The 24394-nt window shown below is 68.8% G+C and carries 27 protein-coding genes; 13 read left to right on the top strand and 14 right to left on the bottom strand.

The genetic code is table 11. The features are described 5' to 3' along the window. The first annotated feature begins 9 nt into the window (after positions 1-9). Together ABWI07_RS09745 and ABWI07_RS09740 are read left to right on the top strand one after the other, a co-directional pair. Positions 10-393, top strand: a complete 384-nt coding sequence (locus ABWI07_RS09745; RefSeq protein ID WP_149261312.1) for a nuclear transport factor 2 family protein — start codon at positions 10-12, stop codon at positions 391-393. A 104-nt stretch (positions 394-497) separates the two neighbouring features. Then, positions 498-971 (top strand): GNAT family N-acetyltransferase, encoded by a 474-nt coding sequence (locus ABWI07_RS09740; protein ID WP_353818273.1) that lies wholly within the window; start codon positions 498-500, stop codon positions 969-971. A gap of 100 nt (positions 972-1071) precedes the next feature. Here the strand turns inward: ABWI07_RS09740 and map are convergent, their stop codons facing one another. Further along, positions 1072-1854: a type I methionyl aminopeptidase gene (gene map / locus ABWI07_RS09735; RefSeq protein ID WP_353818272.1), complete on the bottom strand. Its 783-nt coding sequence runs from the start codon at positions 1852-1854 to the stop codon at positions 1072-1074. A gap of 65 nt (positions 1855-1919) precedes the next feature. On the opposite strand from map, the gene ABWI07_RS09730 reads away from it, so the two are divergent. Continuing rightward, entirely contained in the window at positions 1920-2207 is a 288-nt protein-coding gene (locus tag ABWI07_RS09730) for a helix-turn-helix domain-containing protein (protein WP_353818271.1), read from the top strand. Positions 2208-2388: 181 nt separating this feature from the next. Continuing rightward, the gene (locus ABWI07_RS09725) at positions 2389-3048 is read left to right on the top strand and encodes a dihydrofolate reductase family protein (RefSeq protein ID WP_353818270.1); all 660 of its coding nucleotides are present in this window, start codon (positions 2389-2391) and stop codon (positions 3046-3048) included. Positions 3049-3101: 53 nt separating this feature from the next. Here ABWI07_RS09725 and ABWI07_RS09720 read toward each other — a convergent pair whose 3' ends face one another. Both ABWI07_RS09720 and ABWI07_RS09715 read right to left on the bottom strand, forming a co-directional pair. Next, on the bottom strand, positions 3102-3674 hold the full coding sequence (locus tag ABWI07_RS09720; protein ID WP_353818411.1) for an RNA-guided endonuclease InsQ/TnpB family protein: 573 nt from the start codon (positions 3672-3674) through the stop codon (positions 3102-3104). A gap of 42 nt (positions 3675-3716) precedes the next feature. Beyond that, complete coding sequence (locus tag ABWI07_RS09715; protein ID WP_353818269.1) at positions 3717-4283, bottom strand: RNA-guided endonuclease InsQ/TnpB family protein; 567 nt, start codon at positions 4281-4283, stop codon at positions 3717-3719. A gap of 110 nt (positions 4284-4393) precedes the next feature. On the opposite strand from ABWI07_RS09715, the gene ABWI07_RS09710 reads away from it, so the two are divergent. Further along, on the top strand, positions 4394-4900 hold the full coding sequence (locus ABWI07_RS09710) for a hypothetical protein (RefSeq protein WP_353818268.1): 507 nt from the start codon (positions 4394-4396) through the stop codon (positions 4898-4900). A gap of 581 nt (positions 4901-5481) precedes the next feature. On the opposite strand, the gene ABWI07_RS09705 is transcribed toward ABWI07_RS09710, so the two are convergent. Then, complete coding sequence (locus ABWI07_RS09705; RefSeq protein ID WP_353818267.1) at positions 5482-5676, bottom strand: DUF397 domain-containing protein; 195 nt, start codon at positions 5674-5676, stop codon at positions 5482-5484. After that, positions 5673-6488, bottom strand: coding sequence for a helix-turn-helix domain-containing protein (locus tag ABWI07_RS09700; RefSeq protein WP_353818266.1), 816 nt, complete (start codon positions 6486-6488; stop codon positions 5673-5675). The genes ABWI07_RS09705 and ABWI07_RS09700 overlap by 4 nt, the downstream gene beginning before the upstream one ends. A gap of 180 nt (positions 6489-6668) precedes the next feature. Here ABWI07_RS09700 and ABWI07_RS09695 point away from each other — a divergent pair, with 180 nt between their 5' ends. Continuing rightward, positions 6669-7019: an ATP-binding protein gene (locus ABWI07_RS09695; protein WP_353818265.1), complete on the top strand. Its 351-nt coding sequence runs from the start codon at positions 6669-6671 to the stop codon at positions 7017-7019. A gap of 86 nt (positions 7020-7105) precedes the next feature. Here the strand turns inward: ABWI07_RS09695 and ABWI07_RS09690 are convergent, their stop codons facing one another. Beyond that, positions 7106-8695 (bottom strand): MFS transporter, encoded by a 1590-nt coding sequence (locus ABWI07_RS09690; protein ID WP_353818264.1) that lies wholly within the window; start codon positions 8693-8695, stop codon positions 7106-7108. Positions 8696-8914: 219 nt separating this feature from the next. On the opposite strand from ABWI07_RS09690, the gene ABWI07_RS09685 reads away from it, so the two are divergent. Then, on the top strand, positions 8915-9508 hold the full coding sequence (locus ABWI07_RS09685; protein ID WP_353818263.1) for a helix-turn-helix domain-containing protein: 594 nt from the start codon (positions 8915-8917) through the stop codon (positions 9506-9508). 120 nt (positions 9509-9628) lie between these two features. Next, positions 9629-10507 (top strand): class I SAM-dependent methyltransferase, encoded by an 879-nt coding sequence (locus ABWI07_RS09680; RefSeq protein ID WP_502912810.1) that lies wholly within the window; start codon positions 9629-9631, stop codon positions 10505-10507. A gap of 40 nt (positions 10508-10547) precedes the next feature. Here the strand turns inward: ABWI07_RS09680 and ABWI07_RS09675 are convergent, their stop codons facing one another. Continuing rightward, a complete protein-coding gene (locus ABWI07_RS09675; protein WP_353818262.1) occupies positions 10548-11024 on the bottom strand; it encodes a MarR family winged helix-turn-helix transcriptional regulator in 477 nt (158 codons plus the stop codon). 98 nt (positions 11025-11122) lie between these two features. On the opposite strand from ABWI07_RS09675, the gene ABWI07_RS09670 reads away from it, so the two are divergent. Then, a complete protein-coding gene (locus ABWI07_RS09670; protein WP_353818261.1) occupies positions 11123-12205 on the top strand; it encodes an epoxide hydrolase family protein in 1083 nt (360 codons plus the stop codon). A 312-nt stretch (positions 12206-12517) separates the two neighbouring features. Here ABWI07_RS09670 and ABWI07_RS09665 read toward each other — a convergent pair whose 3' ends face one another. Further along, positions 12518-13246 (bottom strand): NUDIX domain-containing protein, encoded by a 729-nt coding sequence (locus ABWI07_RS09665; protein ID WP_353818260.1) that lies wholly within the window; start codon positions 13244-13246, stop codon positions 12518-12520. A 643-nt stretch (positions 13247-13889) separates the two neighbouring features. On the opposite strand from ABWI07_RS09665, the gene ABWI07_RS09660 reads away from it, so the two are divergent. Continuing rightward, entirely contained in the window at positions 13890-14570 is a 681-nt protein-coding gene (locus tag ABWI07_RS09660; protein ID WP_200842074.1) for a hypothetical protein, read from the top strand. 35 nt (positions 14571-14605) lie between these two features. Here ABWI07_RS09660 and ABWI07_RS09655 read toward each other — a convergent pair whose 3' ends face one another. Further along, a complete protein-coding gene (locus ABWI07_RS09655) occupies positions 14606-15016 on the bottom strand; it encodes an HIT family protein (protein ID WP_200842073.1) in 411 nt (136 codons plus the stop codon). Between the two features lie 136 nt (positions 15017-15152). On the opposite strand from ABWI07_RS09655, the gene ABWI07_RS09650 reads away from it, so the two are divergent. Genes ABWI07_RS09650 through ABWI07_RS09640 form a run of 3 tightly spaced genes read left to right on the top strand, consistent with a single transcriptional unit; the run spans position 15153 to position 18863 of the window. Next, entirely contained in the window at positions 15153-17615 is a 2463-nt protein-coding gene (locus tag ABWI07_RS09650; protein ID WP_353818259.1) for an McrB family protein, read from the top strand. After that, a complete protein-coding gene (locus ABWI07_RS09645; protein WP_353818258.1) occupies positions 17615-18472 on the top strand; it encodes an McrC family protein in 858 nt (285 codons plus the stop codon). The genes ABWI07_RS09650 and ABWI07_RS09645 overlap by 1 nt, the downstream gene beginning before the upstream one ends. Then, a complete protein-coding gene (locus ABWI07_RS09640) occupies positions 18420-18863 on the top strand; it encodes a 5-methylcytosine restriction system specificity protein McrC (protein ID WP_353818257.1) in 444 nt (147 codons plus the stop codon). The genes ABWI07_RS09645 and ABWI07_RS09640 overlap by 53 nt, the downstream gene beginning before the upstream one ends. Before the next feature lie 15 nt (positions 18864-18878). Here the strand turns inward: ABWI07_RS09640 and ABWI07_RS09635 are convergent, their stop codons facing one another. The 5 genes from ABWI07_RS09635 to ABWI07_RS09615 all read right to left on the bottom strand — a co-directional run bounded on the left by ABWI07_RS09635 (position 18879) and on the right by ABWI07_RS09615 (position 24380). Further along, a complete protein-coding gene (locus ABWI07_RS09635; protein WP_353818256.1) occupies positions 18879-19133 on the bottom strand; it encodes a hypothetical protein in 255 nt (84 codons plus the stop codon). Next, a complete protein-coding gene (locus ABWI07_RS09630; protein WP_353818255.1) occupies positions 19130-20653 on the bottom strand; it encodes a hypothetical protein in 1524 nt (507 codons plus the stop codon). Before ABWI07_RS09630 ends, ABWI07_RS09635 begins: the two co-directional genes overlap by 4 nt. Positions 20654-20728: 75 nt before the next feature. After that, complete coding sequence (locus ABWI07_RS09625) at positions 20729-21769, bottom strand: SRPBCC family protein (protein ID WP_353818254.1); 1041 nt, start codon at positions 21767-21769, stop codon at positions 20729-20731. Between the two features lie 592 nt (positions 21770-22361). Next, positions 22362-23036: a formylglycine-generating enzyme family protein gene (locus tag ABWI07_RS09620; RefSeq protein WP_502912809.1), complete on the bottom strand. Its 675-nt coding sequence runs from the start codon at positions 23034-23036 to the stop codon at positions 22362-22364. 30 nt (positions 23037-23066) lie between these two features. Then, a complete protein-coding gene (locus tag ABWI07_RS09615) occupies positions 23067-24380 on the bottom strand; it encodes a HEAT repeat domain-containing protein (protein WP_149262666.1) in 1314 nt (437 codons plus the stop codon). Between the last annotated feature and the right edge of the window lie 14 nt (positions 24381-24394).

The following is a 24394-nucleotide window of genomic DNA, read 5'->3' as shown; positions in this document are numbered from 1 at the left end:
ACGAAGCCGATGACCACACGCGAGGACGCGACCGCCCTGGTGCGACGACTGCAGGAGTGCTTCAACAGCCGGCGATTCGACGAGGCCGCCGCCCTGCACATCCCTGACTTCTTCAGCCACCCTCTCGGCACCACGGGATTCGAGGCGGGCAAGGCGGCCTGGACGGCACTCGTCGCCCGCTTCCCCGACATCCGGGTCGTCGCCCGGGACATCCTGGTCGACGGCGACAGGGCGGCCGTCCGCTCGACCGTCGAGGGGCTCCCCCTACCGAACGACGCCGCGCAGCCCGAACTGTTCGAGATCTTCCGCTTCGAGAACGGCCGCTTCGCCGAAATGCGGGGCGCCAGCACAGGCTTCCCGACCATGACCAGCCCCAAAGAGCTACTCACCTAGTGCGCTGACCGGCGCTCTCGATCGGAGTCGGACAGAGAGCCGCGACTTGCCGAGCTTGTACGATCCCGGACTGTGCGAGTTCTCGTCGTGTGCAGGTTCCCGGCATGAATGTCGACGACCGGACCCGGATCCGCTTCGCGTCGGAGGCGGATGCGGCCGAGATCGCGCACATCCACCTGACCTCCCGGTCGGCGACCATGCCGTACCTGCCTCCCCCAGAGCACAGCCACGACCAGGTGGTCGCCTGGATAAGGGACGTCCTGCTCAAGCGATGCCGCGTCTGGGTAGCCGTGCGCGACACGCAGATCAACGGCTACGCGGCCCTCGACCACGACATGCTCGAACACCTCTACCTGCGCCCGGACATGCGCCGGCAGGGCATCGGAACAATCCTGCTCAATGAGGTAAGACGGCACAGCCCTGGCGGAGTGTCCTTGCGCGTCTTCCAGCAGAACACCGAGGCCCGCGTGTTCTACGAGCACCACGGTTTCACCGTCGTCGACACCAACGTCGGCAACCGCAACATGGAGAACCTCCCCGACATGACACTGCGCTGGAAACCAGACAGCGTGCCGTAAGCGGACGCTCCCAAAGACAATGCGGCCACGGATCGGCGAATCTCCCGACAGACGCCGGAACAGCGCGGTGCCGTGCCAGCCGACAGGCGAGGTCTCAGCCTCAGGACAGGGTCTGCGTCGGGAGGGTGAGGATTTCAGCGCCGTCTTCGGTTATGGCGATCGTGTGTTCGCTGTGGGCCGTGCGGCAGCCGGTCGCGCTTCGGAGCGTCCAGCCGTCGGCGTCGGTGACGAGTTCCGCCGTGTCGGCCATGACCCACGGCTCCAGTGCGAGGAGGAGCCCGGGGCGCAGCTTGTAGCCGCGGCCGGGGCGTCCGGTGTTGGAGACGTGCGGGTCCTGGTGCATCGTCGATCCGATGCCGTGGCCTCCGAACTCGGTGTTGATCGAGTAGCCCGCCTCGCGGAGGACCGAGCCGATGGCGTGGGAGATGTCGCCGGTGCGAGCCCCGGGCCCGGCGGCGGCTATCCCCGCCTTCAAGGCGCGCTCGGTCGCGTTGATCAGCGCGACGCTCTCCGGGGGCCGTGATTCGCCCACGACGAAGCTGATCGCGGAGTCCGCGGCGACGCCTCCCAGGGAGACGGCGAGGTCGAGTGACAGCAGATCACCGTCGGCGAGCGTGTAGTCGAAGGGCAGCCCGTGAAGGACGGCGTCGTTGACGGACGTGCAGATGTAGTGGCCGAACGGCCCGCGCCCGAAGGACGGCTCGTAGTCGACGTAGCAGGACTCCGCTCCCGCCTCGACGATCATCGCCTTGGTCCACTGGTCGATGTCCAGGAGGTTCGTGCCGACCGTGGTGCGGCTCTTCACCGTCTGCAGGATGTCAGCGACCAGGGCGCCCGTGTCCTTCGCTCGGGCCACTTCGCTGGGGTTCAGGATCTCGATCATGCGGCGCCCATCTCACGTCACCAATAACTATACCGGTCATACTATACCGGTACTATAATCGGAACATGGTCAGGTTGCCGCTCACCCCCGCGGAGCTCGAACGCGGACAGCGCCTCGGCGCCCTCCTGCGTCGAGCCAGGGGCGAGCGCTCGATTCTCGACACCGCGCTCGACGCGTGCGTCTCGCCGGAGACGCTCCGGAAGATCGAGACGGGCCGCGTGGCCACCCCCGCCTTCTCGACCATCGCGGCGATCGCCGAGGTCCTCGGCCTGTCCCTCGACGAGGTGTGGGCCGAGATCAGCCGACCCGAGCGTGATGTCGAACCGACCAGCACCGGTCGTAATACAGCGTAAGCGGGCGAGCCTCTGAAGGCTCACTTCTGCGGCTGCGCTCCAAGCCATGCCTTGAGAGATCTCCACCCATCGCCATGATCTTCGCCTGAGGTGCGGAGATGCGGTGGGTACCTGCCGGCCGTGATGAGTTCAGCGGCGTATGGCGGTCGTACTTCCGAACCCGTTACCGAGGAGGCGCCTGATGCGCAGCGTGATCTATTCGATGGCCGTCTCACTTGACGGCTACATCGTCGGGCCGGACGGCGGCTTCGGCTGGGCGGCGCCCGACGAGGAGGTCTTCCGCTTCTCCATCGACGAGATCCAAGGGGTCGGTGTCCACCTGATGGGGCGCCGGCTCTACGAGACGATGCTGTACTGGGAGACCGGCGACCAGGTCTCATCGTTCGACGACTCGGAGCGCGAATGGGCGGCACTCTGGAACCCGCTTCCGAAGGTGGTGTTCTCCACCACGCTGACGGAGGTGCGGGGCAATGCCCGCCTGGCCTCCGGTGGCCTGGCGGAGGAGATCGAGCGGCTGCGGGCCGAGCCGGGGGAAGGCAGCATCGCGATCGGCGGCGCGACCCTCGCCGGCCAAGCGGCCGATCTGGGCCTGATCGACGAGTACCGGGTCAGGGTCTACCCGGTGCTGGTCGGAGGCGGCATTCCGTACTACCCCCAGCACAAGCGCCAGGCGGATCTCGAACTCGTTGAGACCCGCACCTTCGCAAGAGTCGTCTACCTCCACTACCGCATGGCGCGCCAGGCGCGTCTTAGGACGACTGTCGCCTCTGCTTCTCGGCCTGGGCCGGAGCCGCCGGGCCGAGAGCAAGGCATACGAGGAGTTCGGCCTCATACGCCATGATCTGCCCTTGACGTCCTCCCCTGCCTGAAGGCGGGGGATTCCAACCCGGTCTCCTACGCAGGCAGGAGCAAAGATTGAGGTTCGCGGTTCACGGCCCCGCCTACCGGCTGGAGGGCTCCCCGCGCTGCCACCGTGCGTCCCACGGCGGTGTCTCGGATGTTGCGTGCGGCGTTGACGTCGGCGTGGGCCTGGTGCCCGCAGGCGACGCACCGGAACACCGCTTGGCTCTCGCGGTTCTCCGGGGCGCGGTGCCCGCAGGGGTTGCAGGTCTGCGACGTGGACGCCGGGTTCACCCGGATCACGCGGCCGGGTGCTTTGTGTTCGAGGCGGGCGGCGAGCTGCCCCCACCCGTTGGCCAGGATCCCCCGGTTGAGTCCGGCCTTGTGGCGGACGCCCGCGCCGGGGGCCCCGATGGTGCCCTTGGCCGAGCGGGTCATCGCGCGCACGTCGAGGTCCTCGACGGCGATCACCTCGAAGCGGCGCGCCAGATCTGTCGAGGTCTTCTCGACCCAGTCCTTGCGGCGGTCGGCCTCACGGGCTTTGAGCCGGGCCATGGCGGCCTTGATCCTGTTGCGGCGGTTGGACCCCCGCTTCGCGCGGGCCAGGCACCGCAGCAGCCGGTTCAGCCGCTCGGCCTCGCCGGGTGTCAGGCCCGCAACGGTCGAGGTCTACCCGGTCGACAGTGCAGCGGACACGGCCACGCCCCGGTCGACGCCGACCGCCTGCCCGTTGCCGGGCGCGGGGACCGGGTCGGGGACCGCGGCGAACGCGACATGCCACCGGCCGGCGCGGTCACGGGTCACCCGGAACGACTTCACACCCTCGGGCACGGGCCGCGACCACCGGAACACCCGCACCTCACCCGTGCGGCGCGACAGGCGCCGCACGTCCCACTGCCGCCTGCGGACCCCGACGATCCGGAACCCCTCGTGCAACCCGGCCTTGCGCCACGTCGGGCGCCGGTGCGTGCCCGCGAAGAAGTTGCTCATCGCCTGCGCGAAATCCCGCAGCGCCTGCTGCTGCACCGTCTGCGAACCGGCCGCCAGCCACGGGTTCGCGGCGCGGGCCTCGGTCAACTGGCGGGCCTGGGCGAGATACCCCGGCGCGGGACCACGGCGCGGCGTCCACCACGACTGCTGCTCCACGGCCAGGTTCCACACGAACCGGGCATGCCCGCAATGCTCCAGCAGCCCCGCCTCCTGCGGAGAGGTCGGACACAAGCGGTACCGGGACATGCGCACAACGTACAGACAGCCACCGACAAACCCGGGACGGTCCCTATGCCGCACCAAGCCGCGTTCCCTCCCCGCCCTGAAGGACAGGGCCTCCACGCTGCAGGTATCCGATGACCAACGAACAGAGCGCCTGGGACCAGTGGCTCGCCGGCCTCCCGACGCAACAGCGCGCCGCCGCGATCGCACTGCGGGACCGCTTCGCCCAAGTCGGTGCAGACGGACCGGAGGAGTGGGCCATGTCGGAGGTCTCCGAAGACATCCCCCAGCTGGCGGGCTTCCTGCTGCTGCGCCGCCTCTGGGACGAGGTCCTCGACGGATGGGGCAGTCCGGGCGCGGTGGAGAACGTCCCTGCGGCAGCTCGCCTGCTCGCCGCCGGAGCCGAACGCGACGACATCGTGCTCACCATGCAAGCCGCCGCGTTCGAGGCGGTCTTCGGCACACTGCTCGTGATCGACGATTCCAGTGCCACCACCCCGGATGACCAGCCGTATCCAGGCTGGAGTCTTCACGAGACCGACTCCACCGACCAAGACACCGGACGACGCCTGGGCGGCCTCTACGAGAGCCTCCGCATATCGGACCCGTCTGGACGCGAAGGTCAGGACTTCTTGGGCTGACACGCCCAGCACGTTCCCTCTCACTCAGGCCGCGCCCCAAGTGAGTACGCCGCCAGCCGCAAACAGGAAGGACGCCCAGTTGGAAGACGGCGGGGATCCCGAGATGGAACGCACAAGCGCCGCTCCAGGCATGGTCCTGGCTGCCCGCTGGCATGGGCGAATAGCGAGTGCGGACAGGCTGCCTGGCGCTGGGTTGGATCGCCTCTCAGACCGGACGGAACGTACGGCGCGAGGGCGGCACAGAGCGGACGGGACGGGAGGCGACGTTGATGCCAGTACCGGGTAAGCGTCAAGCGGCCAGCCTGGCCGGATAGGCGCGCGGGACGCTCTCAGCGTGGGATGGGACTTCAGGACGGCCGAGCGGCGACGTCCCGAGGGGCGGACGTTGAGGGACCGCCAAGACAAACCGTCCATCGGCAGCGTGAGCAAGCGCGCTACGGCCTGGCCGCCCACCCGAAGGACGAAGCCATATGCCAGATGGACGGGATGCGCACGGCCCCGTCTTCCGCGGAGGCGATGAAGCCCGGCGCGAGTCGAGGGGCACGCGCCCGATGTAGGAGGCCAGCCGGGCGGGAGGAGGGTCAGCGGGCCGAGACCCGCTTGATCTGCTCGATCAAGCGGGCGAACTGGGCGCCGGAGAGGGTGAGGTGTCCCCCATCCGGGTCCTTGCTGTCCCGCAATCCAATCTCGACCCCTGACGGAAGTCTTCCCAGCTCAACGCAGTGCTGGTCATCTGCTCCGCCGCTGTGAGTGCTCTTACGCCACTGGACGCTCATTCGTAACTCTCCAAGTACCGCTTGATGATCTCGCGCGAGTCTTCCAGGGAGGCCGCCTTCGCGCCGATACGGTCGAACTTAACCGACAATTCCCGGACCTCGCCAGGCGATTCGATCAAGCGGCCACCGTTCTGGGCACCCGAATACGCGATGTCCCGGCTTCCCAGGCTGAGGATCTGAAGCGAGCCGTCAACCCCCAGGTGAGCGCCCGACTTGAACGGGACGACACGCAGGCCGACCTGCGGCAGGTCGGCCATGGCGAGCAGGTGTTCAAGCTGGGCCTTCTGTACCTCCGGACCGCCGACTTCACGGGCGAGGACGCCCTCATCGATCGTCGCCCACATCTCAACCTCGGTCCCGCGACTGAAAAAGGACTTCTTCCGAGCGACGCGTTCGGCCATCTCCGCCTCGAAGTCCTTCGGAGTCCCTGCCTGGACGTAGGCCCAGGTGTACTCATCCGTCTGGAGTGCGAGTGGGATCACCTGACCGTGGTAGGTCTTGATCAGCGTCGTCTCCTGCTCGTACTTGACAAGTTGCCTCCCCCAGTTCGGATCATGTGCCATTCGGGCAAACCACAGCAATAGCTGAAAAAGCCACCCGGTTCCGTAGTACTTGTCGAGCGCCCGCATGTGATCTTCCTGCGGCCGTCGCCGCCCTGCCTCAAAGTTGGAAACAGTGCCGCGCTGGACTCCCATGATCTCCCCGCACTGAGTGAGGGAGAGACCTGCCTTCTCGCGCCAAAACCGCAGGTAGAAGGCCAGGAAGTGCCACATCGAGAGCTTGGGGTTGAGAGGGTCCCGCACGATAGGCATTTTCACACTCCCTGTATTCAGCTTGGATGACTACAGGCACACCATAAGTCGGCCGAGTGATCCTTGTCGCAGGAAATAACAATCTCGGGCAAGGACGGGACGATGGCGATGACGGCGAGCGGGGATCTACTTATGCCCCTTATGGGCACACCGTCCGCAGTAGGGCTGGCACGCACCCTTGTGGACGCGCGAATCCGCAACTGGCGCTATTTCCACATTCTCGACAATGCGCTTCTGATCGTCTCCGAACTGGTGACCAACGCGGCCCGGCAGACGCCGCACGAGGAGATCCGCCTCCAGCTCAGCCGGGACGGGCACGGCATCGTCATCGCCGTCTGGGACGCCGACTACGCCCTCCCCCAGACCAAGCCGATGAAGGAACTCACCCTCGACGACCTGGACCTGTCGGAGGAGGCGTTCGACGACAACAGCGGCTGGGGCCTGCACATCGTCCAAGCGCTGTCGGCCAAGTGCGGCGTCACTGGTGACCCGGCCGGCGGCAAGTGGGTCTGGTCACGCATCCATCCGTGATCTACCGGCTGTCGGCCGCGTGTCCGCCGCCATCAGGACGGGAGATGGCGGCGGCACGTCATCTGGCCGAAGGCCGCGCAGGGCCTTTACGAAGTAATCGTGTCGATGGGCTCCGCGTGGTCAGCCGTGGGGGCGCCGCGCTTCGGACCTCGGGCTAGGACGAAGAAGAACAGGGCTGCCATCACGGCGACGCCTGCCCACATGGACTGCTGCCAGCCCTCAACGAACGACTGCTGGGCGGCATGCACAAGTGTCGGTGCATGCGGGTCCGCGGCTTCGGCCGCTTGCATGGCGTTGGCGACGCCTTCACGGGCAGTGGCGGCGGTGCTCGGAGGGACGCCGTCGAGCTTGCCGTTGATGGCGTTGCGGTAGCCCACGGCCAGGAGGGTGCCCAGCAAGGCGACGCCCAATGCCGTACCGAGTTCCCGAGTGACGTCGTTGAGCGCAGACGCGACGCCCTGGCGTTCGCGTGGCAGGGAGGCGGTGATGGCCTCGGTCGAAGGGGTCATCGACAGGCCCATGCCGATGCCCATGGCGAGCATGCCGGGGAGGATGGACAGGTAGCCGCCGTCAACGGAGACGATGCCGGCCATAAGCGCCAGGCCGGCGCCCGCCAGCAGGATGCCCGTCGCCATGGTCGCGCGGGGGCCGACATGGGCGGCCATCTTGGGGGCTAGGCCCGAGGCCGCCATCATCAGTACGGCCATTGGCATGAGCGCGAGTGTGGACATCAGCCCCGACCAGCCCAGCACGGCCTGGAGGAAGGGGAACAGGACCACGAAGATGCCGGCCTGCACGCCGAAGACCGTCATCAGCGTGATGGACCCGCCGGCCAGGCCGCGCTCGCGGAACAGGCGCACGTCCAGCAGCGAGGCGTCCCGGCGGTGCAGCTCCCAGGTCACGAAGCAGACGGTGGCGGCGATCCCGGCGACGAGGCTGATCAGGACGGCGGGGTCGGTCCAGCCGCGCTGCGGCCCCTCCTGCAGGACGAGGACGAGGCCGATCACGGCGATGACGGAGGTCAGCGCCCCGACGATGTCGAAGGAGTGCCCGGAGGCCTCGCGGGAGTCGGGCACCGAGCGCAGCACCATGACGAGCGCGACGATGACCAGGACGACGGGCAGGACGAACAGCCACCGCCAGCTCGCCAGATCCACGAGGGCGGCGGACAGGAACATGCCGAGGATGCCGCCGCCTCCGGCGACGCCGGTCCAGACTCCGATCGCCCGGCCGCGTTCCCGGGCGGGGAAGGTGGATGTGATCACCGCGAGGGTGATCGGCATGATCATCGCCGCGCCGACGCCGCCGAGCAGGCGCGCGGCGAGCATGACCTCGGCCGACGGGGCCAGACCCGCGAGGACGCCGGCGATGCCGAAGACGCCCAGACCGGCGATCAGCATGGGTTTGCGGCCCAGCCGGTCGCCGATCGCGCCGAGCGGCAGGAGCAGGGCGGCCAGGGCGAGGGTGTACACGTTGATGATCCAGAGGATCGTGCTCTGCGATGCGTCGAAGGCTGCGGCCAGATCGGGCTGGGCGACGTTCAGCCCGGACACCGAGGCGATGACGGCCATCAACGCGACGCAGACCGCGATCAGGATCATGCGCAGTCGGCGCGGGTCCGGTGAGTCCTGGCCCGGGGCGGCGTCCCCGGCTCCGGCGGCTCCGGCAGCTCCCACCTGCGGAGACTGGTTCATACTCATGGGTTCCTCTCAAAGGGCATGCAGATTGCGCGCCGGACGAGCCGGTCACATCGGACGGGAAAGGCGGAGCCGCGTGCCACAGAGGTGCGGTCCTGTGGTGCTCCGGTGCGGGCGGATGTCGGCCGGTGGCGCCGCCGTCCGCCCCACCTGCACGGAAGCTAGTCCCGTTTGCTCACAGAGCATAGAATCTTGCTTATGACGCAAGATGATGGAGAACTGGACGGCCTGGTGCGCAAACGAATCCGCGCGCTGCGGGTCGCGCAGGGGTGGTCGCTGGAGGAGTTGGCCAAGCGCGCCCATCTCAGCCAGTCCACGCTCAGCCGCATCGAGAACGGTCGGCGGCGCCTGGCGCTGGACAGCCTCGTCACGCTCGCCCGCGCCCTGGACACCACTCTCGATCAGCTCGTCGAGGACGCGTCCGACGACGTGGTCATCAGCCCGATGATCGACAGCGCCCACAGCACGATGCGCTGGCCCATCAAGGCCGATCCCGGCATGATCGTCGTACGTCAGCGCATGACCGAGCCGCCGCCTGACAACCCGTCGCGAATGCGCGCTCACCCCGGACGCGAATGGCTGGTCGTCCTGTCCGGCACCGCGGTCCTGATGCTGGGGCACCGCCGCTTCCGCGTCGAGACCAACCAGGCCGCGGAGTTCCCCACGATGCTGCCGCACGCCATCGGCGCCGACGGCGGCCCCTGCGAGATCCTGGGCATCTTCGACCGGGACGCCCGCCGCGGTCACCAGCGCGGTGACGGCGACGACGGCGCGAACCGCCCCGAGCAGTGACGGACGCGGCGCACACCGGCCCGGTACGCAGCTTGCGCGGTCGGCAGATCAGACGGGCATCGCCTTGCGCGTTCGGCAAGCCGCGATGCCATTGACGCATGGGCGATGCAGGATGGCGGCGTGAACGCCACTCCACCGCATGCAGCGCACCCCGGCCACCACCTGGGGCATCAGCCCGATCACCCGCACGACCTCGACGGCCAGGCCGAACTCCTCGACCTGGACGCGGAGGTCCTCGCCGACCACATCGCCGGCATCACCGCCTGGCTACCCGTCCATGCGGAACCCCGTCAGATCGTGGATCTGGGCTGCGGGACGGGCACCGGCGCCCTGGCCCTGCTCGCCCAGTTTCCCCAGGCACACGTGACCGCCGTCGATTCCTCGCCCGGTTATCTCCACCGCCTCCAGGAGAAGGCGCGCGCAGAGGGGGTGGCGGATCTCGTCCACCCCGTCCAGACCGACCTCGATGCCGACTGGCCCGACCTCGGCACGCCGGACCTGGTGTGGGCCTCGGCCTCGATGCACCACATGGCCGACCCCGAGCGCGCCTTGCGCAAGGTCCACGACATCCTCGTGCCGGGGGGCCTCTTCGCCGTCGTCGAACTGGCCGGCTTCCCCCGCTTCCTGCCCGCTGACGCCCCAGAGGACCGACCGGGCCTGGAGGAGCGCTGCCACGCCGCGGCCGACCACCTCCACGCCGGACGCGTGGACCATCGCGGCGCCGACTGGGGGCCGATGCTGACCGCCGCCGGATTCACCATCGAGGGCGAACGCACCTTCTCCGTGAACATCGCGGGCTCCCGCAGCGAGGCGGTCGGCCGCTACGCCCTGGGCGGCCTGCGACGCATCCGAGCCAAGGTCGCGGATGCACTCTCAGCGGACGACCTTGCCGCGCTCGACCGGCTGCTCGACGACGACGGCCCTCACAGCATCCTGCGCCGCGACGACCTCGCGGTACGCACCGAACGCACCGTCTGGGCCGCCCGCCGCAACGAGTGAGCCGCCCGTCGTCCAGCCCTCGTCAGCGGCGGCGGATGGGTTACTTCGCGTCGTGCGGGCGGGGGTGCGAGGGGCGGTGGTGCTCGGTCAGGACGATGAGCAGGCGGGTGAGTTCGTCCTTCTGGCCGGGGGTGAAGGGGGCGAGGAGTTCGCGCTGGGCGTCGGTGACGAGCGCGTCGAGGTGCTCCAGGCGGCGATGGCCGGCGGGGGTGAGGGTGATGACGTTCCGGCGGCGGTCGGCGGGGTCGGCCTCTCGGCGGATGTATTCGGCGCCGGCGAGTTCGTTGAGGACGGCGACCATGTCGCTGCGGTAGATGCCGGTGCGGCGGCTGAGTTCGGCCTGGCTGGCGGCACCGGCCTCGGCGAGCGCGGTCAGCACGGCGAAGTGCCACTTGCGAGCGCCTTCGGCGGCCAGGCGCTCGCTGACGAGCCGGTCGGCGGCGGCCGCGGCCCCGGCGAGCAGGCGGCTGGGGATGGCGCGCAGCCGGGCCGGAGTGGGTTCGGGGGTCGGGCTCATGGGTTCTCCTCCACCTCTTGCGTTAGTGACACTAACAGTCTAGTTTCGTTAGTGACACGAACGTTAGACATCCGAACGATTTTCCTGGAGCGAAGATCATGATCAAGCCGTACCGCATCGACATCCCCCAGGCCGACCTCGACGACCTGGCCGACCGCCTCTCCCGCACCCGTTGGCCCAACGAGATCGCCGGTGCCGGGTGGGACTACGGCTTCCCGCTGGCTCGGCTGAAGGAACTCGCCGAGTACTGGCGCACCGGCTACGACTGGCGTGCGCAGGAGGCCGAACTGAACGAGCTTCCGCACTTCACCACCGAGATCGACGGCCAGAACATCCACTTCGTCCACGTCCGGTCCTCGAAGCCGGACGCGCTCGCGCTGATCCTCACGCACGGGTGGCCCGGTTCGTTCCTGGAGTTCCTCGACGTGATCGAGCCCCTGTCGCACGACTTCCACCTGGTGATTCCGTCCATCCCGGGTTTCGGTTTCTCCGGGCCGACCTCTGAGCGCGGCTGGGATGTCGTCCAGGTCGCGCGGGCCTGGGCCGAGCTGATGCGCCGGCTGGGGTACGAGCGCTATGGCGCGCAGGGGGGCGACTTCGGCGCGGGCATCTCGATGGCGCTCGGCGCGGTCGTACCCGAACAGGTCGTCGGGGTGCACGTCAACTACCTGCCGACCCGGCCGGTCCCGGACGCCGACATCGAACTGTCGGAAACGGATGAGGCCCGGCTGGACAAGGTTCGGAAGTTGATGGCGAATCGTCCGCCGTACCAGGCTCTGCAGGCGCTCACCCCGCAGACCATCGGCTACGCGCTGACCGACTCGCCGGTCGGCCAGTTGGTCTGGATCGCCGAGCGCTTCGCGCAGTGGACCGACCCCCGCTCGCAGATCAGCGACGAGCGGATGCTCACCGACATCTCGCTGTACTGGCTGACCGCCACGGCGGCGTCCTCGGCGCGCCTGGCCCGCGAGACTCCGCGGCGGATCGAGCCGTGCCCGGTACCGGTCGGCGTGGCGGTGCTCCCCCACGACATCACGCAGTCGGTGCGACCGCTGGCCGAGCGGCTGTACGACATCAGGCACTGGTCGGAGTTCGAGCGCGGCGGCCACTTCGCCGCGATGGAGGTGCCGGAACTGCTCGCCGAGGACGTCCGGGACTTCTTCCTTACCCTCCTCAAGTGACACGGGCGTCAGCTCGTCGAACTACGCGAGGAAGCCATCATGACCGGCACCGAAACCCTGATCCGCGAACGCGCATAGCGGCCGCGGCAGCGGAGCGCCGCAACGAGTGAGGCGCCCGTCGTCCAGACCCTGTCAGCGGCGGCATGTGGCTGTGGTCACGCAAGCATTCTCGCGAGAGGGCAGGTTGTGCCGTCGAACTCCGAGGTGTTGCGTCACCAGGACTCAGCACTCCAGCCAACTCCTTCGAATGGCGCGCAGGTGGGGGCGTCGCCTTTCGGACGACCCGGGGCTCTCCGCAGCGTGCCGAGCGGCTCAGTCGTCCGGGGTCCACCCGTGGACGCTGAAGGCTTCCCCGCGCTCGATCGCGGCGAGGGCCCGCGCACAGTGGGGGATCAGGTCGGCCGGTGGAGCCGCCGAGTCGATCCACAGCGCCTCCGATGCCTTATCGGGCTCGGCCGCACGCGGTTCGCCTCCCCAGCGGCGGAAGGTGAACCAGTAGTCGCTGATCGCGTGGCAGGGGCCGGGCAACGACGCCTCGGCGCGGTGCATGACGTGGCTGAACACGGCATCGTCGCGGTGAAGGGTCACGCCGGTCTCTTCCCCGGCCTCCCGGATCGCGGCCGCCAGGACGTCTTCGCCGGGCTCGATCCGTCCGGCGGGCGGGCAGAGCCAGCCGTCGCGGTAGCCGGTGTTGTGGCGGCGCAGCACCAGCACCGCGCCGTCCTCGCGCCGCAGCAACACGTGGGGCGCGATGAAGGATCCGTGCCAGCCGTTCGCAGCGACCGCGTCCGCCCCGCCGACCTCGCGGGCGGAGACGACGCCGAGCCGTTTGGCCATGTGCTGTCCGGCCTGGTCAGGACCCCCGGCCAGGTCGACCATGGGCACGGCGGCGGAAAGGATCACGTCGGCCAACTCGTCCAGCACATCCGCGGCGGTCTTGTGGATGCCCTTGCGGGGATTGCCGCCGGTCATCCCGAGGTAGGCCTCGACGACTTCGCCGACCTCTTCGGCGATCTTCATCACCAGCAGATGCGTCGGCACGTCGGCCAGATAGCCGGTCCGGATCCGGGCGGAATCGGCCCAGAAACCGCGGCAAGGCTCAGCGCCTTCGGAATTCACCACGCCGCGACCCTAGAACCCGCAGCGCCGACACATCCTCGATTCTCGAACACTCGGCCGAACCATAGGCCCCTCGGGCGGACCGGTGGTGACGAACGTCCGGCCGCGGTCGGTAAGACGCACCGAACCCGGCAGCCGCCGGAGTCGTCGGAAGCCCTGTAACGGCTTCCGAGTCGGCCGCTTCGGCCCCACGAAGCCGACAAGATCATGCAATAGTGTCGCGAGCCGATTCCGGGCCGGGTGTTCGGGACGTCCGCGGCAGCACTTGGAGGAGCTCTCGGTGACAGGACCCGCTGGTCCGCCGTGGGGACAAGGCGGACACAGGCCACCGCCTCCCCCCATTCCGCCGCAACACCGTCCACCCCCTCCCGGATATGGACCACCGCCGCCCTGGTGGCAGGGCCCGCCACCGCCGCCGCCGCAGTATCCGCCTCACCCGCAACGTCCCTACCCGCCCCAGCCCCCGCCTCCGCACCCGCCGTATCGGCCGCCCGGACCTCCGCGGCCGCCGTCGCGGGCGCGGCGGATCCTCCGGAAGCTGAACCCGTTCCTCGCCGCGCGGGCGGTGTTCCGGCCTTCACGGCCGGACCTGATCGTCGACACGCACGTCCGGAAGCTGCAGGTCGCCCGTGCCTGGGCGGGCATCGTGGTGACTCTCGCCGTGGCCGGGGTCTACAGGGCCACCGCCCCCAAGGAACTGGCGGACGAGCGGTTCGGTGACGCCTGGATCAACGTCCTGATCCTCACTTGCGTCCTGCCACTGGTCGTGGGCGCCTTCGTCGTTGCCGCCCGGCCGCCGAACCGTGGCGCTTTCGCGCGCCGGCTCCGCTACCCGTTGATAGCGGTCGCGGCGATGTTCGGCTCCATGTTCACGTTCGTGCTCGCGGCCGTACCCGATCTGGAGGGTGCGCGCGACGCGGCGGGGCCGGTGGTGATGATCCCCGTGGGAGTGGTCCTTTTCCTCTGGATGCTCCCCTTCACCCTCTACGGCATCGTCCTCTCACTGACCAACGTGTTCCGGACGGCCGACATCCACGAGGTGGTACCGCCCCTGGTGAGCGTGTCGGCGTCCTGGGTGATGGCCGTGGTCAACCTTTTCAGCGACTCCTACAAGGGAGTTCCGCAGGTCCTGGCCCTGGCACTGATGCTCGGGGCGCCGGTGACGGTATCCGCTCTCGCCTACTACGAACTGCGCAGACTCCGCCTCCTGCACGGCATCACGCTAGCCAACACACTCCTGCGCTGACCCGCACCTTCGGATGCCTCTCCGGGCTGTTCGCATCAGCGAGGCGTAGTGATCAGCTCCAGGGTGCGTTCTAGTTCGTGAGCCGGAGCCTGGTGGGAGTTCCACATCAAGCGCAGATCGTCACCATGTCGGCGCGGAACCACATGGGTGTGGAAGTGGAAGACCTCCTGCCCGGCGGCTTCTCCAGTGGAGTGGGTCACGTTCACTCCGTCTGGCGCCAGTGTCGCCTTCACCAGGGCGGCGACCCGATGCGCCATCCGAGCAACAGCCTCATGAACGGGCTCGGAGATGGTCCAGATATCGGCGGCGTGTTCACGCGGGACGACCAGCGTGTGTCCCGGCGCGGCCGGGGCGATGTCGAGGAACGCCACGGTGCGCTCGTCCTCAAGGACCCGATATGACGGCAGCCGCCCCGCAACGATCCCGCAAAAGGTGCAGTCCTTCACCACCTGATGATCACATTTCCCGACCGGAGCGCCCCGACGGGAGGGCGCCCACTGCGCAGGTGTGGCCGGATTCGGCCAGCCGCGAACCACGGATACGGGTTGAAATCACCCGGCGACGATCAGCTACGAATGGTGGATGGGTATCGGGCTGAGTGTCACCACGAACGAAACCCCCGACGGACGGACCATCGTCCACTACGACGGGCAGTCCTTCGAGCTGACTCCCTCCCCCGGTCAGGTGATCTGCCCAGCCAGTGATGGGACGGCGCTCCACCACAGTCGGAGCTGTACCCACATGGGCGGATATGAGGACAGCTGGAAGGTCTATCCCGACCCGAATCGAGACCTGTGGCTACGCCTCTCGGAGGCCGCGCCGGCAGATGACGCGCCAGGACGGCGAGCGTTCGCGGAGCAAGCCGGACTGCGCAACGGGCAGGGTCGCCCTATCCACAAGGTCTGCCAGACGTGCACGCTCGTCCCGCTCACCTCCGTCGGCAAGATCCGGACACCGGCGAGACCGCTCTCCCAGGCGATCGCCGCGTTCGACCGCGCCGCCTACGCGTCGCGACTGGCAGAGGCGAAGTCGGAGATCGCACAGGTGGTCCAGGACTTTCCGCTGGACGCTTGGCCGACCATGCCGCTCGAACGGTACGCGCTGGGAACGGATGTCTTCCGAGAGTCCTTCAGCTACCGCATGGAATACGGAACGCGGACTCTCTGCGATATCAGAGGCCGGTCCGCCGGCAAGAACATCATCTACTGGAGCAAGAAGCACGGCGCCTGGAAGTACCCGGCCGAGTACAGCGATGAGGTGGATGCCTGGAACCGAGTCCGCGCGGGTTTCATCCAGGCTTTCGAGTCTGCTCGGGACGACGGCATCGCCTACGTCGATGCCATCAAGGAGCTGCGGATGGGCTTCACGATCGCCACCAAGGCGATCTCCTGTTACGTCCCCGATGCGCTCATCCCCATCACCGGGAAGGAACACCTGCACGCGTACGCCTATCACCTGTCGGGCAGGGACGCGTCCAAGTTGGATCCCTTCGCCTCGCATGAACTGCTCAAGCAACTTGTAGAGGACGATGGGCGCTTCGCAGGCTGGCACCTGTACGAGGTGGCGTGGTTCCTGCACGAGTGGGTCAACCCCAAGCCCGATCCGACCATTCTCATGGTGGCTCCTGGCAAGGAGGGACGGTACTGGAGCGACTGCCTAGAGGGCGGGTACATCTGCGCGGGCTGGGATGAGGTAGGCGAGTTGACAAGGTTCGCGTCCGAAGAGGATTTCCGGGCGGGCTTCGAGGCCGCTGACCCGCACGGGCACAAGCCCACCAACTCGGCCAAGGCGCGTGAGCTATGGCGCTTCTTCCAGCTCCGCCCCGGCGATCGAGTGATCGCGAATCGTGGCCACAAGGAGATCCTCGGGGTGGGGACCGTGACGGCGGAGGGCTATCGATGGCGGCCTGAGCGTCCGGAGTACTTCAACACGGTGGCCGTCGACTGGGACACGAGCTACGCGCAGACGTTGCCAGTGGCGCAGCAGCTGAGCGGGCAGAAGACAGTGAGGGACGTGCCTGCGGATCTGTGGCAGACCATCCAGGCCGGAAGGCAGGGCGCGCTCGCCGAGGCTGAGCGAGTGATTCCGGATGATCCATTGTTCGACCAGCTCTCCGGCCTGCTCGCCCGGAAGGGGCAGGTCATCCTGTACGGGCCTCCCGGAACCGGAAAGACCTACGCGAGCCTGCGTTTCGCGCTGCGTTGGCTCAGCACGAACCTTGACGGATCGGAAGACGTCGACCCCGTGGCCAAGCCCGGGACACTCAAGTTCCAGAAGGGCCTCAACGCGCTTCACCAGGCCGGATACCTGACGCAGGTGACGTTCCATCCCGCGTATGGGTACGAGGACTTCATCGAAGGGTTCCGGCCTCAAGCAGGCGGAGATGGCGGGCTGCGGCTGGTGTTGCGGGACGGGATCTTCAAGCAAGTGTGCGAGGCCGCGGCGGCGAACCCGGAGCGGCCGCATCTGCTGCTCATCGACGAGATCAACCGGGGGGACATTCCGAAGATCCTCGGTGAGCTCATCACGCTGCTGGAGCGCGACAAGCGGGGGATGCGCGTCACGCTGCCGACCGGCCGGGCGTTCACCGTCCCGTCCAATGTCTACCTTCTCGGGACGATGAACACAGCGGACCGCAGCATCCGGCTGCTGGACTCCGCTTTGCGGAGGCGGTTCGCGTTCCACGAACTGCTGCCCGACACAGACCTCCTCGATGGGCAGAAGGTCGGAGACCTGGATCTGGGGCTACTGCTACGGGAGCTCAACCGCCGCGTCGTCAAGGAATTGGGGCGGGAACGCCAGATCGGGCACTCGTTCTTCATGTCAGGCAGCGAGCCCCTCGACAGCGAAGCGGATCTGGCCGCGGTCGTCCGCACCGAGGTGCTCCCGCTGCTCCAGGAGTACGCCTACGACGACTATTCGATGCTCTCCCGGTTCCTGGGGCAGGAGATCGTGGACGTGCAGGCGCACACGGTCGCCGGGCTGAGCGACGAACGGCTAGTCGAGGCCCTCTCGGCGGAGCTCCAGGAGAGCGCGGGCGAGTAGTGAAGACGGTCGTCGTCTCCGAGTACGGGAAGTGCCGGGAGAAGGGCCTCGATCCCAGCCCGGCGGACATCGCGGTCGTCGAATCCGAGGAGTTGGCCAAGCGGATCAGGTTGCGCTGGCTTCGGGACGGCACTCTGGAGGTCGAGGCGGGCTCCCACGTGGGGGTGGTGGATCTCGATTGCGTGTCCGTTCGCGTCCGGCCGAAGCTGGCGGGCTCGGAACTCGGCTTGCTGGAGATGCTCGACTACGCCGCCGGGTTGCGGTCCCTGCGGGAGTTGCCGCTTCTTCGGCGGCTCGGGACGGGGCTGAGCCTGCGGGATCTCGTGTGCCTTCTGCTGACGCGGGAGTGCGACCGGCTCCTCCGGCACGGGCTGAGGCGCGACTACCTGCGACGTGAGGAGGCTCTTCCGGCTGTCCGGGGCCGGCTGCTGGCGGAGCGGCAGGTGACGCGGCGGTTCGGGATGCTCGACCGGCTGGAGTGCCGGTATGACGAGCGGAGCAGCGACATCCTCGACAACCGGTTGTGCGCGGCGGCTCTGAATACCGCCGCGCGAACGGCGCAGGACGCGGACGTGCGAGCGGACGCACGTCGGCTCGCCGCCGACTTCTCCGGTGTCTGTGCGGCCGGGGGCTTCGATGTCCGTTCGGCGGTGGAGCGCCTCACCTATCACCGGGCCAATGAGCGCTACCGGAACGCGCATCGGTGGGCGCGGATGCTTCTGGAGGGGGCGGCGTTCACGGACCGCCACACGAAGGCCGGGCGGACGACGCACGCCTTCATGGTCGACATGATTCGAGGAGTTCGTGACGCGGTTGATGCGGGACGCCTTCAGCGGGACAAGCGTCATCGTGCGTGATCAGGAGGCGTTGCCTGGGGCGATCCGGGGTGAGAGCAGCGACTCCTACACCGAGATCCGTCCTGACATTCAACTCGTCCAGGGACGTCGGCTCTGCTCGGTGGACGCCAAGTACAAGCTGTATGCGGAGAAGCAGGTCTCCTCGTCCGACCTCTTCCAGAGTTTCGCGTACGCACAGGCCGCCGGTGGGCCCGGTGAGCCACCGCGCGCATTCATCGTCTACGCCAGTGACCGTGGCATGCCTCCGAAAACGGTCGGGCTTCATCGTCGGGACGGCGGCGTCGTGGCGCGGGTGACGCACATAGCCGTCGACATCCCCAAGGTGCTGCACGAGGAGACCGCCCGGGAGGCGTGGTTCGACGAGGTGCGGAACCTCATGGCTCGTGAGTGAATTCGGGCCTTGAGGTCATTCGAGGTCGGGGAGTTTGGCGGCTATGGCGTGGTCGATCTGGATGTTCCGGTAGGTGGTTTCCTTCTTGGCCTTGTCCGGGAGGTTCGTTCGGACGCTTCCGGAGGTGGACTCGTCGGAGGAGCCCTCGGTGAATTCCACCGAGACGTCGGGGACGGCCTCGAAGCGGAGTTCGTCCGCCTTCACCCTGGCGGTGAAGAGGATGGCCGCCGTTCGCCGGAGTTCGGCGTCGGGGAAATCGCCGGCGTTCACGAGTTCTTGCCTCCTCCCGGCTGGGAGACCATCCTCAGGAGGGCCTTTCCCAGTTCGCGGACGGACTCCTCGGTCTCCCGGAGGGCGCCCTGGAGCGCCGTGATCTCCTGCTCCCCGTCGGACGGGCCCGCGCCGTTCGGATTCTGCTTGCCCTCCGGTTCGTCCTTGTCGCTGGAGGCGTCCTCGGAGTCCGTTCCCTTCTCGCTCCGGTCGGTGGAGTTCTCGGGCTCCGCTCCCTCCTTGTCCCGGTCGGAGGAGTCCTCGGGCTCCGCTCCCTTCTCGCTCCGGTCGGAGGAGTTCTCGGGCTTCGTTCTCTCCTCGCTCTGGTCGGAGGCGTCCTTGGACTCCGCTCGCTCCTTGTCCTGGTCGGAGGCATCCTCGGGCTCCGCTCCCCCTTTGTCCTGCTCTGATGTGTCTTCGGGCTCCGGCTTCTCCTTGGCGGAGGCGTTCTCGGGCTCGTTTGGCTGGGAGTCCTCGGACGCTCTGTCCGCAGCGCCTTCGGTGGCTTCGCCTGGTTTGCTCGCGGTGTCCGCGACGCCCTGGCCTGCGGTCTCTGCGGCTTGGCCGGCGCCCTGGCCCGTGGCGGCGGTCGCCTGTCCGGCGCCCTTGCCGACGCCTTCGGCTGCGCCGCCCGCGCCCTTGCCCACGTCTCGGACGCCCTCGCCGGCACCTTCGGCGGCGCGGCCCGCGCCCCTGCCGGCCTCGCTGACGCCCTCGCCCGCGCCTTCGCCCACCTGCTCGGCGGCGCGGCCCGCGCCCTTGCCCACCTGGCCGACGCCCTCGCCTGCGCCTTCGCCCACGTGTTCTGCGGCGCGTCCGGTGCCCTTGCCCACCTGGCTGACACCCTCGCCCGCGCCTTCGCCTACCTCCTCGGCCGCGCGGCCGGCGCCTCGCCCGACCTCGCTGACGCCTTCGCCCGCGCCCTTGCCGACTTCCTTGACCGCGCCGCCCGCGCCCTCGCCGACGTCCTTGACGGCGCCGCCCGCGCCCTCGCCGACGCTCTGTACCGCGCCGCCGGCTCCGCGGCCGACGTCCTCGACGGCGCCCCTGGCGCCCTTGCCGACCTCGCCCACGGCGGAGCCGGTTCCGGAGCCGATGTCGCTGACCGCCGACTCGAGGCCGCGTCCGATGTGCTGGAGGATCTCCGGGTTGCGGTCGAGCGTGGTCAGGACGCGGTCGACGATGATGGCGACGTTGTCCAGCCGGACCTGGAGTTCGGCCTCCGCCTCGACGCCCTTGATCTCCAGCTTGACCCTGCCGAGGAACACGTCCGCGCCGACGTTCAGCTTGAGCAGGTCGAGCACCTCGGCGACGAGCGAGACGTGCGCCTCCAGGTTCTCGACCTCCAGCGAGATCTCCTCGACCTTGAGCTGCGGGACGTCGAGGTGGACGTCCGGGCCCTCGGCGGGCTGCGCCCGCCGGTCCGGTTGGATGGTCCTTCCGGTCAGGCCCTCCGACTCGTCGCGGGACTCGTTCCGCTGCCGTTCGGGCTCGGCCTTTCCGGACTCGCCGTCGCTCATCGTTCCCCCCGATGCTCGATCCTGCTCCCCCAGGGGCTACATGCCCTCTCAGCGCGGGTCCCACCGGCGCGGACGTCAGTCGCGGGTGCCGCTCGCCGCCTTCTCCTTCTCCTTCTCCTGCGCTTCTTCGGGCTTCTGCTGCCCGTCGCCCCTCTCCTCCTGGGCCTCGGGCTTCTCTTCCTTCTCTTCGGCCTTCTCCTCCTCCGGCGCCTCGGACTTCTCTTCGCCGCCGCCCTCTTCGGCCTGACGCCGCTCCTCTTCCTCCTTGAGGGCGTCCTCGTGGGTCTTGACCACCTCGCCGTCGCGGATCTCGCCGCGCCAGCCCTCGGTCTCCTCCTGGTCCAGAAGGGTCTTGGTCATCATGTGGCGCTTGATGTGCTTGAAGTCCAGGCGGAGGCGGCGCCCCTGGGCGCGCCAGAGGTTCGCGGTCTTCTCGAAGAACCCGTCCGGGTGGTACTCGGCCACCAGCAGGACCCGCGTCATGGACGGCGCCAGCTCGTGGAACGTCACGGCTCCGTCGACGTAGCCCTTGGGCCCCTTGGACTTCCAGACGATCCGCTCGTCGGGGACCTGCTCGATGATCGTCGACTCCCAGGTGCGATGGGAGAGGAAGACCTGCGCCCGCCAGTTGATCTTCTCGTCGGACTCCTGCTCGACGCTCTCGACCTTCTTGGTGAAGCTGGGGTAGTCGGCGAACTGCGTCCACTGGTCGTAGGCGACGCGCCGCGGGAGCCCCACGTCGAACTCCTCGATGATGTTGGTGACCTTCATCTTGCCCTGGCCGCCGCCCTTGCCGTCCTTGCCTCCGCCGCCGATGGCGCCCTTCACCTTGTCCTTGACCACTTCCTTCGCCCCGGTCGCGCCCGCGCTGAGGCCCGCCTTGAGTGGGGACTCGCCCTCGGCGATCTTCTTCGCTCCGGCGGCCGCCGCCTTCTCCGCGGCTCCCCCACCGTCCGAGGCGGCGTTGAGACGCTCCGTCAGGCCCTCGATCTGGCCGGTCGCCTTCGACAGCGCCCGCATCATCAGCGCCTGTGCGAACTGGCGCCCGACCTCCTTGAGCTGCTCGATGGGAAGATCCTGCGGATTGCCGCGGTCCCCCGTGCCGGCTTCCGTCATCGTTACCACTTCGCTTCATCGACGATGTCGCTTGCGGCCTACATAACCGGCGGAAATCGCCATGAAACGGTTGATGTTGCCCCTGAGCAGCGAAAACGAAAGATCTACCGGCCCCTGGCTTCGGCGCGCGGCCGTCCGCGTCCAGGTCCTGCCGGCGAACACGCCTTGCGAGGAGGGCCGCGACAGGTTCGGTCCGCAGCCGGACGCCGCCGGATCGACGGGAAGCGGGCGGCCTCGGTGTTCTCCCAACGGTCAACGATTGGCCAGCGATGCGCAACGGTCTCCCGATGGACTGTGGCCGCCACGCCCGCCGTCGCGGTGCGACCCGTTCCCGGCCGACCCGTCCTTCGAGACCGAGGCCAAGATGCTGGAGGCGCTGCGGGTCATGCGGCAGCTGCCGCACAAGCCGGTCCTGTTCGCCAACCATCCCGCCCGCTCCGCCACCGCGCCTGCGGCGGCTACTCCAACCCCGTGTTCATCAACCGCTGACGAACCCCCTAGACGGCCTCAGCGAGCTGGTCAGGGTGCCTACGGAGTAAGGGGCGATGTCCACTCACTGGGCATCGCCCCACCCCGCTGCCCGGCATCGCCATCAGTGGACGGCGGAACGCGCCACGCGGAAGCCCACGTCGTCGATCCGGAACGTCGGGTGGCTCCGGCGGCGGACGGAGGCCCGGCAGCTCCAGTGCTCGTCGGACCATCCGCCGCCTCGGAGCACCCGGTAGGCGCCGTAGACGTCCGGGTCGTAGAGGTCCCAGCACCACTCCCAGACGTCGCCCAGCATGTCGTGCAGGCCCCAAGCGTTGGGCCGCTTGCCGCCCACGTCGTGGACGCGGTCCTGGGCGTTGCCGCGGTACCAGGCGATCTCGTCGAGCGGCCCGTACCGCGGGCCGGTCGTGCCGGCACGGCAGGCGTGCTCCCATTCGGCCTCGGTCGGGAGCCGGTATCCGTCGGCGCTGACGTCCCAGTCAGCGCTCTCGCCGTCGGCATCGAGGCGATACGCCGGTGTCAAGCCCTCGCGTCGGGACAGGGCGTTGCAGAACCGGACCGCGTCCGCCCACGAGACGCCCTCGACGGGCAGCCGGTCCCCTCGTGCGGTGCTCGGCCGCTCGGCGGTGACCTGCGCGTACTGCGACTGGGTGACGGGGAACAGCCCCAGCCGGTACGGCGCGAGGTCGACGGCCCAACTGCGCCGCGTCCGACGGTCCGACAGCGTCACCGTCCCGGCCGGGACGGCGGCCATCTCGATTCCGGCGCTCTCGTCCATGAGCTGGCGATCCTACCGACGACCCGCGGGTCAGATCTCCAGGGCACCGGGAGGGTGGCCGTGACCGCGTCCGCAGGAGGTCAGCGCCAGGACGGCTTGGCCCTGGACGGACGTCTGCGGGCCCAGAGCGGACGGGTCGACAGACGCCCGCGCCGCGAAGCTGGTGGCGTGGCACTCGTCGGGGATGCCGAGCTCCTCCTTGACCTGGGAGTACCGGGCCTGGAAGGCGGCGCTGTCGTGGAGGTCGATGTCGTCGAAGGCGTCGTCGGGGAAGGGGTCGGTGTGCGGGAGGACGTAGCCGTCCTCGGCCGGGTGGGAGCCGATCTGATCGTCCGGGTCGAAGACGTCGTAGTAGCGGACGATGTCGCCGTCCTCGGCGACGCACCAGGACGTCCACTCGTCGCCGCAGCTCGCGCCGTACCAGTGGGCCGCGCCGAAGCGGCGGCTCAGGTCGCGGCAGTGCTCCTGGACGTCGGCGGGGTCAAGGTCCTCGTGGGTGGGGAAGGGGTCACCGAACAGGAGCGTCCAGCCGTCCAGGAGCGGGGTGACATAGACGCGGCGGCAGGAGCGGTGGTCTCCGCCCCAGACGTGGTGGTCGTGGTTCCAGGCGGACGCGCCGAGCCGCATCGTGACGGGCTCGGGTTCGGAAAGGCCGAAGGCGTCGAGGACGGCGTCCCGGTCGCCGCTGGGGACGGCGTACCAGCTGCCGCACAGGTGCATGGGCTCGGGCCTCTCCGTCGCCGCCTTGACGCGGATCAGCCGCCGGACGAGGGCCTGGTCGCGGTCGTCCAGCGCGGACGGGCCGCCGACCGCGGCGAGGGCCTCCAGGGCCCGGCGCCGGGCAGGGGTGCGGGAGCGCCGGATCCGGCGGAGGAGCGGGACCACGCCCGGCCCGATTCCCTCAAGCGCCCAGACGACGCGCTGCCGGACGTCGGGGTCAGGGTCGTCCAAGAGGGTGAGCAAGGCGGGAGCGTGCGGAAGGGCCGCCTCTCCCTTGAGCTGTAGGACGTAGGCGGTGTTCGCACGGACCTTCGGGCTCGGGTGGCTCAGGCCGGGGACGAAGGCCGCCAGATCGGCGATCTCCAACCCGCTGTGGGCCCAGCCGCAGCGGCGGGCGACCTCGCCGGTGGGCGCGGCCGCCATGGCCTCGACCAGGGGGTCGAGCGCGGGACGGCCGATGCGCCGCAGGACGGTGGCGCTGGTGGCCCAGTCGACCGGCGACTCCTCGTCGCAGAGGACGGCAAGGACGGGCCGCACGGCGGGTGCGCCGATGGCCACCAGGGCATCGGCCGCGGCCTTCTGGTCGGGCCCGGCCAACTGGTCGATCAGTGCCTCAGTCTCCACGCGTGGATGATGGC

Source organism: Actinomadura sp. NPDC000600 (assembly GCF_040492135.1).
Taxonomy (GTDB): Bacteria; Actinomycetota; Actinomycetes; order Streptosporangiales; family Streptosporangiaceae; genus Spirillospora.
The sequence above is the reverse complement of the archived record's forward strand: the minus strand, read 5'-3'. Positions and strand labels throughout refer to the sequence as shown.

Excerpts from the sequence above, each read along its gene's own strand:
- ABWI07_RS09685 (WP_353818263.1), top strand. The coding sequence starts at position 8,915 with ATGACGCAAGATGATGGAGAACTGGACGGCCTGGTGCGCAAACGAATC.
- ABWI07_RS09710 (WP_353818268.1), top strand. The coding sequence starts at position 4,394 with ATGACCAACGAACAGAGCGCCTGGGACCAGTGGCTCGCCGGCCTCCCG.
- ABWI07_RS09745 (WP_149261312.1), top strand. The coding sequence starts at position 10 with ATGACCACACGCGAGGACGCGACCGCCCTGGTGCGACGACTGCAGGAG.
- map (WP_353818272.1), bottom strand. The coding sequence starts at position 1,854 with ATGATCGAGATCCTGAACCCCAGCGAAGTGGCCCGAGCGAAGGACACG.
- ABWI07_RS09650 (WP_353818259.1), top strand. The coding sequence starts at position 15,153 with ATGGGTATCGGGCTGAGTGTCACCACGAACGAAACCCCCGACGGACGG.
- ABWI07_RS09675 (WP_353818262.1), bottom strand. The coding sequence starts at position 11,024 with ATGAGCCCGACCCCCGAACCCACTCCGGCCCGGCTGCGCGCCATCCCC.
- ABWI07_RS09700 (WP_353818266.1), bottom strand. The coding sequence starts at position 6,488 with ATGCCTATCGTGCGGGACCCTCTCAACCCCAAGCTCTCGATGTGGCAC.
- ABWI07_RS09725 (WP_353818270.1), top strand. The coding sequence starts at position 2,389 with ATGCGCAGCGTGATCTATTCGATGGCCGTCTCACTTGACGGCTACATC.
- ABWI07_RS09625 (WP_353818254.1), bottom strand. The coding sequence starts at position 21,769 with ATGACGGAAGCCGGCACGGGGGACCGCGGCAATCCGCAGGATCTTCCC.
- ABWI07_RS09715 (WP_353818269.1), bottom strand. The coding sequence starts at position 4,283 with ATGTCCCGGTACCGCTTGTGTCCGACCTCTCCGCAGGAGGCGGGGCTG.
- ABWI07_RS09670 (WP_353818261.1), top strand. The coding sequence starts at position 11,123 with ATGATCAAGCCGTACCGCATCGACATCCCCCAGGCCGACCTCGACGAC.
- ABWI07_RS09730 (WP_353818271.1), top strand. The coding sequence starts at position 1,920 with ATGGTCAGGTTGCCGCTCACCCCCGCGGAGCTCGAACGCGGACAGCGC.
- ABWI07_RS09705 (WP_353818267.1), bottom strand. The coding sequence starts at position 5,676 with ATGAGCGTCCAGTGGCGTAAGAGCACTCACAGCGGCGGAGCAGATGAC.
- ABWI07_RS09620 (WP_502912809.1), bottom strand. The coding sequence starts at position 23,036 with ATGGACGAGAGCGCCGGAATCGAGATGGCCGCCGTCCCGGCCGGGACG.
- ABWI07_RS09630 (WP_353818255.1), bottom strand. The coding sequence starts at position 20,653 with ATGAGCGACGGCGAGTCCGGAAAGGCCGAGCCCGAACGGCAGCGGAAC.
- ABWI07_RS09740 (WP_353818273.1), top strand. The coding sequence starts at position 498 with ATGAATGTCGACGACCGGACCCGGATCCGCTTCGCGTCGGAGGCGGAT.